9 protein-coding genes are annotated in these 15012 nt (G+C 61.0%); 3 read left to right on the top strand and 6 right to left on the bottom strand.

Translation table 11 applies throughout. The annotated features are described in order from the left end of the window. Nucleotides 1–142: 142 nt before the first annotated feature. Nucleotides 143–463, bottom strand: a complete 321-nt coding sequence (locus tag ACFVTJ_RS09640) for a 2Fe-2S iron-sulfur cluster-binding protein (protein ID WP_060724125.1) — start codon at nucleotides 461–463, stop codon at nucleotides 143–145. Between the two features lie 129 nt (nucleotides 464–592). Continuing rightward, nucleotides 593–961 (bottom strand): Hpt domain-containing protein, encoded by a 369-nt coding sequence (locus ACFVTJ_RS09635; RefSeq protein ID WP_386906689.1) that lies wholly within the window; start codon nucleotides 959–961, stop codon nucleotides 593–595. A gap of 475 nt (nucleotides 962–1436) precedes the next feature. Here ACFVTJ_RS09635 and ACFVTJ_RS09630 point away from each other — a divergent pair, with 475 nt between their 5' ends. After that, nucleotides 1437–7997, top strand: coding sequence for a hypothetical protein (locus ACFVTJ_RS09630; protein ID WP_386906934.1), 6561 nt, complete (start codon nucleotides 1437–1439; stop codon nucleotides 7995–7997). 112 nt (nucleotides 7998–8109) lie between these two features. Here ACFVTJ_RS09630 and ACFVTJ_RS09625 read toward each other — a convergent pair whose 3' ends face one another. Further along, the gene (locus tag ACFVTJ_RS09625) at nucleotides 8110–9027 is read right to left on the bottom strand and encodes a PhzF family phenazine biosynthesis protein (RefSeq protein WP_386906687.1); all 918 of its coding nucleotides are present in this window, start codon (nucleotides 9025–9027) and stop codon (nucleotides 8110–8112) included. Between the two features lie 304 nt (nucleotides 9028–9331). Here ACFVTJ_RS09625 and ACFVTJ_RS09620 point away from each other — a divergent pair, with 304 nt between their 5' ends. Together ACFVTJ_RS09620 and ACFVTJ_RS09615 are read left to right on the top strand one after the other, a co-directional pair. After that, the gene (locus tag ACFVTJ_RS09620; protein WP_386906685.1) at nucleotides 9332–10105 is read left to right on the top strand and encodes an NAD kinase; all 774 of its coding nucleotides are present in this window, start codon (nucleotides 9332–9334) and stop codon (nucleotides 10103–10105) included. A 19-nt stretch (nucleotides 10106–10124) separates the two neighbouring features. Beyond that, nucleotides 10125–10625, top strand: coding sequence for a hypothetical protein (locus ACFVTJ_RS09615; RefSeq protein WP_386906683.1), 501 nt, complete (start codon nucleotides 10125–10127; stop codon nucleotides 10623–10625). 60 nt (nucleotides 10626–10685) lie between these two features. Here the strand turns inward: ACFVTJ_RS09615 and ACFVTJ_RS09610 are convergent, their stop codons facing one another. The 3 genes from ACFVTJ_RS09610 to ACFVTJ_RS09600 all read right to left on the bottom strand — a co-directional run bounded on the left by ACFVTJ_RS09610 (nucleotide 10686) and on the right by ACFVTJ_RS09600 (nucleotide 14908). Continuing rightward, entirely contained in the window at nucleotides 10686–11156 is a 471-nt protein-coding gene (locus ACFVTJ_RS09610) for a hydrolase (protein ID WP_386906681.1), read from the bottom strand. 74 nt (nucleotides 11157–11230) lie between these two features. Continuing rightward, a protein-coding gene (gene prfB, locus ACFVTJ_RS09605; protein ID WP_386906679.1) for a peptide chain release factor 2 occupies nucleotides 11231–12362 on the bottom strand; the annotation gives its coding sequence in 2 pieces (ribosomal slippage) (nucleotides 11231–12292 and nucleotides 12294–12362; 1131 coding nt in all). A gap of 98 nt (nucleotides 12363–12460) precedes the next feature. Continuing rightward, on the bottom strand, nucleotides 12461–14908 hold the full coding sequence (locus ACFVTJ_RS09600; RefSeq protein ID WP_386906677.1) for a penicillin-binding protein 1A: 2448 nt from the start codon (nucleotides 14906–14908) through the stop codon (nucleotides 12461–12463). Nucleotides 14909–15012: the final 104 nt, after the last annotated feature.

Raw genomic sequence — 15012 nt, 5'->3', positions numbered from 1 at the left:
GCAAGCCTCTCCGGTTCTCCCGGTGCGCACTTGAGGGCTCGCAGGTGTTTCCTCCCTCGCCTGCATGCTGCGTACCCGCCTCGCCCCGCTCCCCACTACCAGGTGAGCGGGGCTTTTTCTGCGTTGGCAATGCCGAAAGTTTTCAGCCCTGACGTTCGGGAACATGAACGACGAGCCCATCGAGCTCATCATTCATCTTGATCTGACAGGAAAGCCGAGAGGTGGGGCGAACGTCGAAAGCGAAATCCAGCATGTCCTCTTCCATCGGCTCCGGTCCGCCAACGCGCTCAGCCCAGGCATCATCGACATAGACGTGGCAGGTGGCGCAGGCGCAGGCACCACCGCATTCCGCATCAATGCCGGGAACGGAGTTGCGCACCGCATTCTCCATGACGGTAGAGCCGTTGCTTACGTCGAGTTCGTGGGGCGTGCCGTCAAAGGCAACGATGGTGAGTTTTGTCATGCCGGAAATCCAAAATTTTGTCTGAGAATTGTTCTAAACACATAGAAAGGCCGGCCGGCCTTGGCAACCCGCTTCAGGGGTCTCGGGCTGGACCGGCCTTGGAAAATGGCAAATTAGATACCCCGCGCCTCAGCGGCAGAGCTTGAGGATGAAATTTTCGGCCTCGACGATGGCCGCCGCAAGTTTTGCGATCAGCGTGCTGTCACTACCCTTTTCCTCCACCGCAGCTGCGGCCTCCGAAACAGCGGAGGCGCCGATGGCCTGCGCCGATCCTTTCAGGCGGTGGGCAGTGGCCATGACGGTCTTGTCATCGGCGCCTGCCATTTCATGCAACGCTGCGCGGGCGCTGCGGCTGAACAGCTGCAACACCTCCATCTCCAGATTCTTGTCACCCATCGTCTGCTGTGCAAGATGGTCGAAATCGATTGGCTTCTTGCCGACGGTCGGCGCGCCGCCGTAATTGTCGGGAGCTTCGAAAACAATACTGACCGCTGCCATGGCTGGAATCCTGTCTCACCGTTTCCTGTTTCATGTCACATATGTGTCGTATTCACGCATGCAGGCGGCTGCTATCGACTTAAATTACGGCGTGACGCAGGCGAAAATCTTCTGCTATGGTTAATTTATGTTAAACTTATGCGAAACAAGGCGTTCAGCGCGAAACTCAGGTTTAAAAACTGTTAAAAAGCCGACACTTCGCCCCTGCCGCAAATCCGCATTAATTGTTTCGAACACCTAAATGTGTCACTACGGTACTGCCGTTCTCTAAGGGCTTAAGCTCAAGCTTTGTTATTGCGGCACAGTGATGTAATTTCGCCCGAAAGCTGGACCACCAGCAATTCGGGATTTGGTAATGGCGGAACTGTTCTCTCCTGAGGATAAGTTTCGCTGGCATGATGGCGGCAGTCCGCTTGCAGATCGCAAGTGGGTCGACGGCATGAAGCCGGGCGTATGTGTAACGAGGCGTAACCGCATGGCGAATAACAAGATCAGCGACTCTGTCGACGAGACTGCATTCCAGGCATTGGAAGATGCCCTGCAGCTTGGCGCTTTCGAAGAAAAGCCGGAGACGCGGAAAACTGCAGCGCCGAAGCAGCCGGAGGCCAGAGTGAAGGAAGCAAGCAGACCGACCCCTGCTCCCGAGGCCGCGCGTGCGCCTGCCGAACAGACGCCCCGATCGCCCAATCTCGAAGCGGCCAATGACGGTTCGAAGCGCAGTCCTGCCATGATCCTGAAATCGCTGGAAGGCGGCTCCATCGGCGGCGCGCTTCGTAATGCCACGATCATGTCGGTGATCTGGGCGCTAGGCGGCCTTGGTATCGCTCATCTTCTCTACGGCAATGCGCTTTGGAACATCGGATCGGTCGCCGATCTCACCGCGATCCCCGGCCTGATGGCGATCGTCGTCGGCATTCTCGTTCCCGTCATGCTGTTCTTCGCCTTCGCGATCATGATGGCGCGCGCCCGCGATCTGCGCAATGCCGCGCGCTCCATGGCTGAAGTCGCCCTTCGCCTTGCCGAGCCCGAAACCGTTGCCTCCGATCGCATCATGTCCGTCGGCCAGGCGGTTCGCCGCGAAGTTTCGGCCATGAATGACGGCATCGAGCGCACAATCGCCCGTGCGACCGAGCTCGAAACACTCGTTCATTCCGAAGTCAACGCGCTTGAGCGCAGCTATGCCGACAACGAATTGCGCGTGCGCAGCCTCGTGCAGGAACTGACCGCCGAGCGCGACGCCATCGTCAACCATGCCGAGCGTATCCGCTCGTCCATCGTCGGTGCCCAGGAACAGATCAAGGAAGAGCTTTCCATCGTCGGCGAAGAGCTTTCGATGCGGATCGCCACGACCGGCGAGGCTTTCGCCTCGATGATCGATACACGTTCGGCCGCGCTTTTGGAAAAATCGCGCGCCTCGACCGAAGCGATGGGCAGCCTGATTGCCGCCAAGACCGAAAACCTGCTTCAGGCGCTGAATTCTTCCGGTTCGACGATCTCAAACGAATTCGACATGCGTCTTCATAACCTCACCTCGACGCTGGACGAGCGCGGTGAAGTTCTGCTGGAGCGTTTCGCAATCCATGCATCGACACTGGATAGCGGCGTGGAAAGCCTCAACAGCGCGCTTGAGGAGCGCACCCGCCAGCTCAACGAGACGCTGTCGACGCGTACGCTGGAACTCAACCGCAATATCGAACGCGGCCAGCAGGTCATCGGCGGTTCGCTTGATACGGTCCTCGATAAGCTGTCCACGACGCTCGAGGAAAAGGGCCTCTCCTTCCGCCAGAGCCTGCAGAGCACGGCCGACGATGCGATCATGGATCTCGATCTTCGCTCAGGTCTCTACGAGGAGCGCATGCAGGCGACCGTTGGCCAGGTCAACTCGGCTTTCGACGAGCATGTCGCGCAGTTCGCCAGCGCCTTCGACCAGCGCGCCGGCAGCCTCGATAGCAAGCTGATGGAAAGCCTCGCCCGCATCAACGAAACCGTTGCCGGCGGCTCCGAAGCACTTGATTCCATCCTGAATGCCAACCTGGAGCGGATTGGCACCACCATGACCGACCAGTCGCTGGCGCTGGCAACTGCGCTGGGCACGGGTCAGGAAATGCTGGAAAGCGCGCTCGACAGCCGGACGCAGGCCTTCAGCGACGCCATTGGCCAGCGCACCGCCGAAATCACTGACGCTTTTGCCAATTCGCATGAGAAGATCGACGCCGTGCTGTCGGAACGCAGCAACGCCCTGTTCGGCGCGCTCTCAGCCAGCCAGGACCGCTTCGACGAAGCGCTCGCCAGCCGTTCGCTGGCGATTACCGGCTCCGTCTCCGGCACGGCCGAGCGCCTTGCTGCAATGCTCGACGAACGCGCAGCCGCAATCAACAGCGTCGTTGCCGATGTGGAGCGTCGGCTTGCAGAAACGCTCGAAACCCGGGCTGCCGCCATCACCGGCGCGGTTTCCGGCATCGAAGACCGCATTTCCGACACGCTGGAAAGCCGCACGGCTGCCCTGCATGACGTCGTCTCCGGTGCGGAGAGCCGTATCGCTGATACGCTCGATGGTCGCACGGCCGCTCTTTCCAGCGCCATTTCCGGCGTTGAGGAACGCATTGCCGACACGATGGACAGCCGTACGCTGTCGCTCGACATGACCTTCGCCAATGTCGAGGAAAGACTGTCCGAAACGCTCGACAACCGCACCTCCGCCCTCACCGGCATTGTGGCAACCGCCGAAGAAAAGATCGCCGGTGCGCTTGACAGCCGCACGGCCCTCTTCGGCGACGTGGTTGCCGGTGCGGAGCACCGTATCGCCGAAACGCTGGAAGGCCGCACCGCCGCGCTCAACGCGGTTGTCTCGGGCGCCGAGGAACGCATCGCCGACGCGCTGGACAGCCGCACCATGGCGCTCGACATGACCTTCTCCGGCGCGGAGGAAAAAATCGCCGAAGCGCTCGACACCCGCACCGCCGCTCTCGGCGATCTGGTTGCAAGCGCCGAGACGCGTATTGCCGGCGCGCTCGACAGCCGCACGGATTCGCTAAAGAGCGTTGTTTCGGGTGCCGAAGAGCGTATCACCGACGCGCTCGACAGCCGCACCATGGCTCTCGACATGACCTTCGCCGGCGCGGAAGAAAAAATCACCCAGGCCCTCGACACGCGCACCGCAACCCTTGGCGAGCTGGTGGCAAGCGCCGAGACCCGTATTGCCGGCGCACTCGACAGCCGCACGGATTCGCTGAAGTCACTCGTTTCCGGCGCGGAAGAGCGGATCACTGATGTTCTTGACAGCCGCACCATGGCGCTCGACATGAGCTTCTCCGGCGTTGAAGAAAAGATCGCCGATATTCTCGATGGTCGCACAGCCGCTCTCAACAGCGCCGTTGCCGGTGTTGAGGACCGCATCGCCAGCGCTCTGGACACGCGTACTGCTGCACTTTCCGGCATTGTTTCCGGTGCTGAGGAACGGATCGCTGATGCACTCGACAGCCGTACCCTGGCGCTCGACATGACGATTTCCGGTGTCGAAGAGCGGATCGCCGAAGCCATGGATGCGAGGGCGTCGTCACTTTCGCTTGCCGCAGCCGGCGTCGGCCAGCGTCTGGAAGCCACTGCCTTTACCCTCGAAAACGCGCTTGCCAGCGGTCACGAGCGGCTGGAAACCATGCTTGGCTCGCAGGCCGAGCGCATTGCCGGTTCGTTGGAGCGCAATAGCGGCCTGATCGAGCAAAGCGTTTCGGGTGTGGCCAACCGCATCGAAAGCGTCGTTGAAGACGGCAGCAGCCGTTTTGCCCAGACGGTGGAAGAAGGCGTTTCCCGCCTCGAAAGCAATCTGTCGCAATCGCATGAGGATATCCGCACCGCGCTCGACCAGCGCCAGGCGGACCTTGCCGCAACGCTCAGTTCCGCCACGACACAGATGGGCGACATGCTTTCCGAACAGGCGATGATGATCGGCACCACTGTCGCTTCCAGCGCCAGCATGCTCGAACTGTCGCTCGAAACCCAGCAGGAAACGCTGCAGAAGGCGATTGACGGCAGTGCTGCGACACTGGAAGAGCGCCTTCGCAACAGCGCTGGCGATATTGCCGTCAAGATAAGCGAAGCTGCCCGTGAAATCGGCGGCGCGACGGACGCCCTTTCCTCGAAAATCGAGACCTCGATCGGCAACGTCACCACCCGTCTGGACGAGACTGGCGCTCGCATCGAAACCTCGCTCGACGCGCTCCAGACCCGCGTCGGCGGCGATCTTGCCAACGTCAACAGTTCTATTGACGACGCCGGCCGCCGCTTTGCCGAAGCGCTGGAAGACAAGACAGCCGTCTTTGCACGCACCAGCGATGAGGCCGCCGAGCGGATCACCGGCATCCTGGACGAGCAGACGACCCGCGTTGCCGATACGTTCGAAAGCCGCACCAGCCGCCTCGCCGAAACCTTCGATACCGGCACGGCCCGCATCGACGAGCGTCTCGGCACCATGGACAGGGCGCTGACCATCGGTCTCGAAAACGTCAACCGCACCATCGAAGGCAAGGCGACTGATTTTGCAATGAGCCTGCGCGGTGCGGTCACCTCGGCCACCCAGAGCATTGGCGACGAAGCCGCCCGCTCCTCTGCCCTGCTCTCGAAATCCGGCTCGGAATTTGCAGAACAGGTGCAGGCGCAGAACGAAGCCTTCACCAAAGCAATCGAAGAAAAGTCGGGAGAAATCGTCAATCGCATTTCCGATGCGCAGACGCGCCTTTCCGGCCAGGCTGCCGCCGTTGCACAGACCTTCTCCGAAGCCGGCAACATCATCGTCAACAAGGTTGCCGAGGCGGAAGCCGTGGTCCGCTCTCAGGTAGGCGTCATCTCCGAAACGCTGACGGGCGTCGAATCCGCCCTCGACGCCCGCGGCGAATCGATCCGCTCGGCGCTTGATAACCGCACCCGTGAACTCAACTCGATGCTGGCCAGCCGTTCTGCCGAACTGTCGCGCCTGATTGAGGAGAAGGCCAAGCCGGTCGTCGACGAGTACGCCACGATCGGTCGCGAAGCCGCCGAAAAGATCGTTTCCGCCGCCCAGCAGAGCGCGGAACTTCTGACCCAGAGCAACAGCGGCATGGTCGGCATGGTGGAGCAGGCAATCAGCGATTACGCCGCCGCCGGAACGGATGCAGCAAGCAAACTCGTCGCCGCCACCCGCCAGAGCACCGACATGCTCTCGGAAACCCATACGGCGATGGCGGACGCCGTCGAACAGGGTATCGACAAATATGCCCGTGCCGGCAGCGATGCGGCCAACAAGCTTGTTGCCGCCACCCGGCAGAGCACGGATATGCTGTCCCAGACCCATAACAGCATGGCCGAGATCGTCGAGCAGTCGGCAACCAACTTCAACGCCGCCGTGGAGCGTGCCGCACAGGGCTTCGGTGCGGCAGATGAAGCGCTGAACGCCTCCGCGACCCGCTTCTCAGAATCCGCCTCGCAGGCTGCCGACATGGTCTCCAGCTCCAGCCGTCTGCTCGAAGGAAAGATCGATCGCCTGTCGAATATTTCCGGCCAGACACTGGCGCAGGTCGCCGGCATCGTCGGCCGCTTCGAGGAACATTCGAAGGTGCTGAGCCAGGCGTCGGAGCTCCTCAATGCAGCACAGTCGAGCCTCGTCGGCACGCTGGAGGAACGCCAGGATGCGCTTCGCAGCCTGTCCGTTGGCCTCGTCAAGCGCTCCGAAGAAATCGAAAGCGCCATGCGCAACGTCGTCGGCGTGGTGGAAACCACCCTCAACGAGGCCGAGGAGCGCTCGCAGAACGTCGCCGGCAATCTGCGTGACAATCTGCAGGCTTCCTTCTCCGATATCGGTCGCTCGCTCGATGAGACGGAACAGCGCGCCCGTTCGGCGGCACAGACAATGCGGGGCGCCCTGCTCTCCGCCGGTCAGGATGCCAGCCGCTCGATCGAAAGCACGCTCTCCGACGCCCAGAAATATTCCGACGAGTTGGTCAACCGCCTGCGTGGTGGTGTCGAATCCTCGCTTTCTGAGGTGGACAACCTTCTGGGTAGCGCTTCCGAGAAATCCAATGCAGCCGCTGCCAACCTTAAGGAAACGCTGCGCCAGGCCGTCGAGGAGGCAGTGAGCCGCTTTGCCGGTGCGACGGACGAGATCCGCCGCTCCAGCCACGATATCCGCCGCGAGCTGGATGCGACCCGCGCCGAACTGAAGCGTGGCGCGTTCGACCTGCCGGAAGAAGCCAAGGAAAGTGCGGCCGCCATGCGCCGCGCCGTTTCCGAACAGATCAAGGCGCTTCAGGATATTTCGCAGCTCGTCGGTCGTTCGACCCACCAGATGGAAGTGTCCGAACCCGTTGCCCGTGCCATTGCTGCAACCCAGCCCGCCGCAGAACGCCGCGCCGAGCCGCGTCAGCAGCCGACGGCCCCAGCTCCGGTGCAGCAGCGCCCGGCGCAGCCCCAGCCTGCCCCTGGACTGCGTGGCACCCTGCCGCTTGAGAACCGCCAGGTCGAAAACCGGCAAGTTGAAAATCGTCAGGCGCCCGCTCCGGCGCAGCCGGTCGCACCCAGCCCGGCTGGACGTCGCGAAGAAGGCGGCGGCTGGATCAGCGATCTGTTGCGTGGCGCATCCCAGGAAACGCCTGCCCCCTCCACACCGCGCGCCACGGCAGAGCAGCAGCCGACCCGCGCGGCCGATACCCGCAATCCGCGCCACATGGTGGAATCGCTGAACTCGCTCTCGGTCGATATCGCCCGCGCCATCGATCACGATGCTTCCGTGGAGCTGTGGCGCCGCTACCAGCGTGGCGAGCGCGATGTCTTCACCCGTCGTCTATATACCCTCAAGGGCCAGACGACCTTTGACGAGATCAAGCGCAAATACGAACGGGAAGCGGAATTCCGCACCGCCGTGGACCGCTACATCACCGATTTCGAGAAGCTGCTCGCCGACGTGGCCCGCACCGACCGCGACCGGAGCGTCACCCAGTCCTACCTCACGTCCGATACCGGCAAGGTCTATACGATGCTTGCCCATGCGGCGGGTCGGTTTAACTGATCCGACTGACGCTGAAATGACAAAACCCCGGTTAATGACCGGGGTTTTTCTTTTAGCTTCGTCTGCCGCTTTGTCGCTCTTAGGCGACGTGGGCTGACCTGCTACGCTGACGTCAAATCTCGAACGTGCCCGACGCAACCCGCACCGCGTGGCCGCCGATGCGGGCGCGGGCGATTTCGTTGTCCTTTATGTCCATGCGCAGGTGGATGTGGGATGGTCTTTCCATCTCCACGCCCTGCTCTATGAGGAGTGGATGGTGGCCATCCGTCAGGCCATCGAAATGGTGGATCGCGCCGGAAAGGGCAGCAGCTGCCGAGCCGGTGGCCGGGTCTTCCGCAATCCCCATTTCCGGGGAGAACATGCGGGCATGGAACTTCGCCGCGTGATTGACGCCACCGCGACAGTAGATATACGCGGCCGCGAGCAGGCCTTCGACCAGCGGCGCGGTGCGGAGCCACAGATTGGCATCGAAATCCATATCGCGCACGGCGGCGATATTGTGCATCGGCACCAGCAGGAAAGGCACGCCGGCCGTCCAGATCGACGGCACGTGGTTCTCGAAACCCAAATGTCCCTCGCTGACGCCAAGCGCATCGGCAAGGGCGGCATGATCGAGCGGCAGCTCGACGCGGGAGGATTTGCGCGGCAGGTCGAATTCCGCGAAGCTGACGGCGCCGGCGCGCATCTTCACCGCACAGCGCACCGGACCCACCTTCTCTTCCAACACGCAGACCATATCAATGTCGTCGTCACCCTCGCCGCGATTGCGCTCGGCGATGGCGACCGCAGCGCCGACGGTCGGGTGGCCGGCGAAAGGCAATTCGCCTGACGGTGTGAAGATGCGCAGCGACGCCGCGTGTGAGGGATTGGTGGAGCGGTTGATGAAGACCGTCTCTGAGAGGTTCATTTCCCGCGCAATCGCCTGCATGGTGGCCTGGGGAAGATCATCGGCGTCATACATGACCGCAAGCGGATTGCCCGCCATCTTCGTCTCGGTAAAGACATCATAGATATCGTAGTTCAGCGCCACATCCGTCTCCTGCCACTCGTCATTCCCGATGCCTTGGCAAACTGCATCACGTCGCCCCGCATCGCAACCCTTGTTGACGGCAGCAAATCAAGAAGCTGTGGACCGGAACTGCAAGACCCTCCACCACGGAACGCTTGGCGGTTCGAAAGGCCTTGTCGCCTGCCGCCGTCTTCATGTACCAAGGGTGCGTCTGGCGGCTTGTTATCCACCTCTTGGTTGAGGTTTAAAGATTTCGAGCCGCTTCAACGGTTTACAGCGTCCTGCACGGGCCGGTTCCGGTCTGCGCCGTTGTTGAGGGAAGCGGATGTCGCATTCTACCTATTCACTGTCCTTCGTCGCCTCTCCTTCCGAGGACGCGCAGATGGCGTTGAAAGAGCTGAAAGCCGTTTATGATGATACGCCGTTCGAAGAGGCCGACGTGATCGTTGCGCTTGGCGGCGACGGTTTCATGCTGCAAATTCTTAACGAGACGATGAATTCCGGCAAGCGGGTCTATGGTATGAACCGGGGATCCGTCGGTTTCCTGATGAATGACTACCGGGTGGAAGGCCTCACCCAGCGCATCGCGGTGGCCAGCGGCAATGATTTCCATCCCCTGCGCATGACGACGACGGATTCCGACGGCGATGAGTTTACGGCGCTCGCAATGAACGAAGTCAGCCTGTTTCGCCAGTCACATCAGGCCGCCAAGCTGCGTGTCGAGGTGGATGGCAAGGTGCGGCTGGAGGAGTTGATCTGCGACGGCATGATGGTGGCGACCCCGGCAGGGTCGACGGCTTACAATTTCTCCGCCCATGGGCCGATCCTGCCGCTCGAATCACCGCTTCTGGCACTGACACCGGTCAGCGCTTTCCGGCCGCGACGCTGGCGCGGCGCGCTTTTGCCGAATAAAGTGACCGTCGATATCCATGTTCTGGAGCGCGACAAGCGCCCGGTGAATGCGGTGGCCGACCACACCGAGGTCAAATCCGTTCGTCACGTCAGGATCGCACAATCGCAGGACAGGACGGCGAGAATTCTATCGGATCCGGATCGTTCATGGTCGGACCGGGTTCTCGCCGAACAGTTCAACAATTAAACCAACCACCACGATTGCCATGCACGTCAAAAAAACGCTCTTCGCTGCTCTGCTTCTCGCCACGGCTGCTTTGCCTGCCCGGGCGCAGGCGCCGGCGATCGACACGCTGCCCGTTTCCGCCATATTCGTCGTCAGCAGCGGCATGTGGGAAGACCGGAACCTGGAGCCGGTGCAGGGTTCAGACGGACAATTGCGGCCACCGCCTGCTTCGCCAACACGGGGCTATTACAAGGTCATTGCGATCCGCCAGGGCGACGGCACGGCGAAAATCTACCTGCAGCGCATCGTCTTTACCGCCGACGGACCGAGCCTGCTCGAAAATATCGAGCTTGAAGAGTTCAGCCAGATGAAATCCTATGTCACGGATATCCGGCCGGAAAGCTCGAATGGCGCCTCCGCCTCGCCCGGCCTTTTCGTTACCGTCTATCTGAAGACGGACCCGATGGCCAAGGAGGCGGAGAGCTGGACGATCCTTATCGACGAACTGGGTGAGATGAAGGTCGAGAAAGCCTCCAACTAACCCGGCATTGTGGGGCACTCTCTTCCATCATTTCGACCATGACCGGTATGCCGGAATATTCTAGTCGTTCAGCTCATGCGGCCCTGTGAGAACCGCACCGAAATGATGCTTCCATAATTTTGCACCCAGTTCACCACTGCGGTCGAGACTGGAGCCCACGGTCAGCCACGGCAAAAGCGTGGGGTGCAGCCCCGCATCGAACAGGGCAAAACCGGCGGCCAGCACGCAGGTATCGGCCTGAATACCGCAGACAAGCACCCGATCGAGTTCCAGAGACAGGAGGTAGTCGATAACGTCCCGGGGTGGCGCATAACCGTGTTTGATGAATATGCGGTCTGCCGGCACGAGCGACACATCATCCCTGCCCGGCCTCCAGCCCAGTTGCCGTTCGAAGGGCGTTACGCTTTCATCATGGCGTTCAACGGTGGCGATGCTGAGCATGGTTTTAGCGAGCGCGGATATTTCCGCCACGAGCGAGGCCGGCGGATTGAAGCTTGGCTGGACGTCGACGATATAAAGCGCCTGTTTCATGCGTGTCCTCCAACAAAAAACCCCTCGCAACGGTTTTGCGAGGGGCAAATTTCCGATCGACGCGTCAGGGCGTCTTAATCGATATCCGAGACTTCCACATTCGCGCCACCGCTGATGCGGTGGGCAAGCGCTGCTTCCATGAACTCGTTCAGGTCGCCATCAAGCACGTTGCCGGGCGCGGTGCTTTCCACGCCGGTGCGCAGGTCCTTGACCAGCTGGTAAGGCTGCAGAACGTAGGAACGGATCTGGTGGCCCCAGCCGATATCGGTCTTGGACGCAGCCTGCGCATTGGCGGCCTCTTCCCGCTTCTGCAGTTCCACCTCGTAGAGACGGGCGCGCAGCATGTCCCACGCCTTGGCGCGGTTCTTGTGCTGGGAGCGTTCCTGCTGGCAGGCGACGGCGATGCCGGTTGGAATATGCGTGATACGCACAGCCGAGTCCGTGGTGTTAACGTGCTGACCACCCGCACCTGACGAACGATAGGTGTCGATGCGGCAATCGCTTTCATTGATGTCGATCTGGATCGAATCATCGACCACCGGGTAGACCCAGATGGAGGAAAACGAGGTGTGGCGCCGGGCATTGCTGTCATAGGGCGAAATACGAACGAGGCGATGAACGCCCGATTCCGTCTTCATCCAGCCGAAGGCGTTGTGACCCTTGACCAGGATCGTGGCCGACTTGATGCCCGCCTCATCGCCGTCGTGGATTTCGAGAACTTCGACCTTGAAGCCCTGACGCTCAGCCCAGCGGGTATACATGCGCAGCAGCATGTTCGCCCAATCCTGGCTTTCGGTGCCGCCCGCGCCGGAATGCACTTCCACATAGGTGTCGTTGCCGTCTGCCTCGCCGGAAAGCATGGCTTCCACCTGACGGCGGTTCGCTTCGCTTCTCAGCGACTTCAGCGCGTCTTCGGCGTCCTTAACGATCTCGTCGTCGCCTTCCATCTCGCCGAGTTCAATCAGCTCGATATTGTCCTTGAGCTGCTGCTCCAGCGCCTTGACGCCGTTGATGCTGTCATCCAGCTGCTGGCGTTCGCGCATCAGCTTCTGGGCCTCGGAGGCATCGTTCCAGAGGGTCGGATCCTCTGCCTTATTGTTCAACCAGTCCAGTCGTCTTATCGCCTGGTCCCAGTCAAAGATGCCTCCTCAGCAGGCTTATGGCCTGCTTGATTTCATCGACTACGTTCACGATTTCATTGCGCATTTCGCTGGTTCTTCACCTTCATTGAAACTTGTAGCTCAGATAAATGCGGGGGGCGCGGATGTAAAGACCCGCGCCCCCGCCAAACGTCATGACTGATGTCAATAAAGACCGCCGCCACCGCCGGTGATGGCCTGCTGTGCCTGCGGCGAGGTCTTCAGAATGTCTTCCTGCGACATATAACCTTCCGCACCAATCACCGAGAAGGTGGAAGCCGGACCCGTGCCGGGCTTGAAGGCTTCCATGATCGTGTCCGGTTCGCCTTCAGCCGCAGCCATGCCGGTCTTGCGGTTGACGGCGACGAAGTTCATGCCAGCGGGAACGATGAACTTGCTCGGCTCCAGATGCTTGGCCGCATCGGCGATGAACTCACCGAAGATCGGTGCCGACAGCGAACCACCCGTGCCGCCGCGCCCCAGAGGTGCAGGCGAATCGAAACCGATATAGAGACCGGCGACCATGTCCGGCGTGTAACCGACGAACCAGGCATCCTTTTCATCATTGGTCGTGCCCGTCTTGCCGGCAACAGGCAGATCGACCTTGATCTTGCCCGCCGCCGTACCGCGCTGCACGACGCCTTCCAGCATGGAGGTCGTCTGGTAAGCTGTCATCGGGTCGAGAACCTGCTCACGATTGTCAACGATGACAGGCTCGTCCTGATTGTGCCAGGCGGTGGCGTTACAGCCCTCGCAGCCGCGCTCCTCGTGACGGAAGATCGTCTTGCCGTAACGGTCCTGAATGCGGTCGATCAGCGTCGGCTTGATCTGCTTGCCGCCATTGGCGAGGACCGAATAAGCCGAGACCATGCGCATGACGGTGGTTTCACCCGAACCGAGCGACATGGACAGAAGCGGCGGCATCTTGTCGTAGATACCGAAGCGTTCGGCATATTCCGCCACCAGATTCATGCCCATGTCCTGCGCCAGGCGCACGGTCATGAGGTTACGGGATTTTTCGATGCCGAGACGCAGCGTCGAAGGACCGGCGGAACCCCCGCCGTAATTCTGCGGTTTCCAGACTTGACCGCCCGACACGACCTCGATCGGTGCATCAAGAATGACCGATGCCGGCGTGTAGCCATTGTCGAGGGCGGCCGCATAGATGAACGGCTTGAAGGAGGAACCCGGCTGGCGCATGGCCTGCGTCGAGCGGTTGAATTCCGACTGCGCATAGGAGAAACCACCGACCATGGCCAGAACGCGGCCGGTATGCGGGTCCATCACCACCATGCCACCCTGGACTTTTGGCGGCTGACGCAGGCGGTATTCGTTGCCGGAGCCGGAAAGCGGCTGCGCATAGACGACGTCGCCCGCCGTCAGAACACCAACCGGCGACTTGGCGGTCGCTTTCTTGCCGCTCGCATCCCGGAAGGCCCAGCGCATGTTTTCAGCGGAGATATGGCCGCGCGTACGCTTGTCGCCATCTTCCGCATCAGGGTCAGCCTGGACACCGATATCGACGCCATCGGCACCAACAGCGAGTACGACCGCAAGCTTCCATTCCGGAACGTCCCGGAGACCCTTGACCTTGGCCAGCGCCGCCGTCCAGTCGCCCGCCGTCTCAATCTTCTCCACCGGTCCACGGAAACCGCGGCGCTCGTCATATTGTACAAGTCCGTCCTGAAGCGCCTTGCGCGCCTCCAACTGGATTTTCGGATCAAAAGAGGTGCGGACCGAAAGACCGCCCTCAAGAAGCGCTTCCTCGCCGAATTTTTCGACGATCTGGCGGCGGACTTCCTCGGCAAAATAATCGGAGGCTGGAATATGCGCGCCGCCGCGGCGCAGGTTGACGCCGAGCGGCTGCTTCTTGGCATCCGCAGCGTCAGCCACCGTGATGTAGCCGTTTTCGGCCATGCGATCCACCACCCAGTCGCGGCGCTCCAGAGCAGCCTTTTCGCGACGGATCGGATGGTAATTGGCCGGCCCCTTCGGCAACGATGCGAGATAGGCCGTCTCGGCGATCGTCAGCTCGGTTACCGACTTGTTGAAATAGGTGAGTGCCGCGCCGGCGATGCCGTAAGAATTCAGGCCGAAAAAGATCTCGTTGAGATAAAGTTCGAGAATCTTGTCCTTGGAATAGGTCTGCTCGATGCGGAAGGAAAGAATGGCTTCCTTGAGCTTGCGGTCGATGGTCTGGTCGTTGGTCAGAAGGAAGTTCTTCGCCACCTGCTGGGTGATGGTGGAGGCGCCGACAGGACGACGGCCGGAGCCGACATTCTGAAGATTGACGAGGATGGCGCGACCGAGACCCCAGATATCGACACCGGGGTGATTGTAGAAATTCTTGTCTTCCGCGGACAGGAAAGCGGCCTTCACGCGGTCGGGAATGGCCTGGATCGGCAGGAACAGGCGCTTTTCATGGGCATATTCCGCCATCAGCGCGCCATTGCCGGCGTGCACGCGGGTGGTCACCGGCGGCTCATAGGTGCTCAGAACTGCGTAATCCGGCAGGTCCTTCGTCACGCCGTGCAAATAAATCGCACCGACGACGGCGGCGCACAGGAAGAGTACGCTGGCCAAGCCGAAAAAATATCCAATCAGTCTGATCATACCAAGCTACCGATAATTCGAATCGTAACCATCCACGCCCGACGATTTACGGGCGCATATTTGCATATCGCGTGCCGTTTTGCACACCATACCTTCGATGACAA

It is taken from the genome of Agrobacterium sp. NPDC058088, assembly GCF_042885035.1.
GTDB lineage: Bacteria > Pseudomonadota > Alphaproteobacteria > Rhizobiales > Rhizobiaceae > Agrobacterium.
Note: the sequence above shows the minus strand (reverse complement) of the source record. Positions and strands in the feature narration are given on the sequence as shown.

Coding starts and splice junctions, on each gene's coding strand:
- ACFVTJ_RS09640 (WP_060724125.1), bottom strand. CDS start 463: ATGACAAAACTCACCATCGTTGCCTTTGACGGCACGCCCCACGAACTC.
- ACFVTJ_RS09635 (WP_386906689.1), bottom strand. CDS start 961: ATGGCAGCGGTCAGTATTGTTTTCGAAGCTCCCGACAATTACGGCGGC.
- ACFVTJ_RS09630 (WP_386906934.1), top strand. CDS start 1,437: ATGGCGAATAACAAGATCAGCGACTCTGTCGACGAGACTGCATTCCAG.
- ACFVTJ_RS09620 (WP_386906685.1), top strand. CDS start 9,332: ATGTCGCATTCTACCTATTCACTGTCCTTCGTCGCCTCTCCTTCCGAG.
- ACFVTJ_RS09615 (WP_386906683.1), top strand. CDS start 10,125: ATGCACGTCAAAAAAACGCTCTTCGCTGCTCTGCTTCTCGCCACGGCT.
- ACFVTJ_RS09610 (WP_386906681.1), bottom strand. CDS start 11,156: ATGAAACAGGCGCTTTATATCGTCGACGTCCAGCCAAGCTTCAATCCG.
- ACFVTJ_RS09600 (WP_386906677.1), bottom strand. CDS start 14,908: ATGATCAGACTGATTGGATATTTTTTCGGCTTGGCCAGCGTACTCTTC.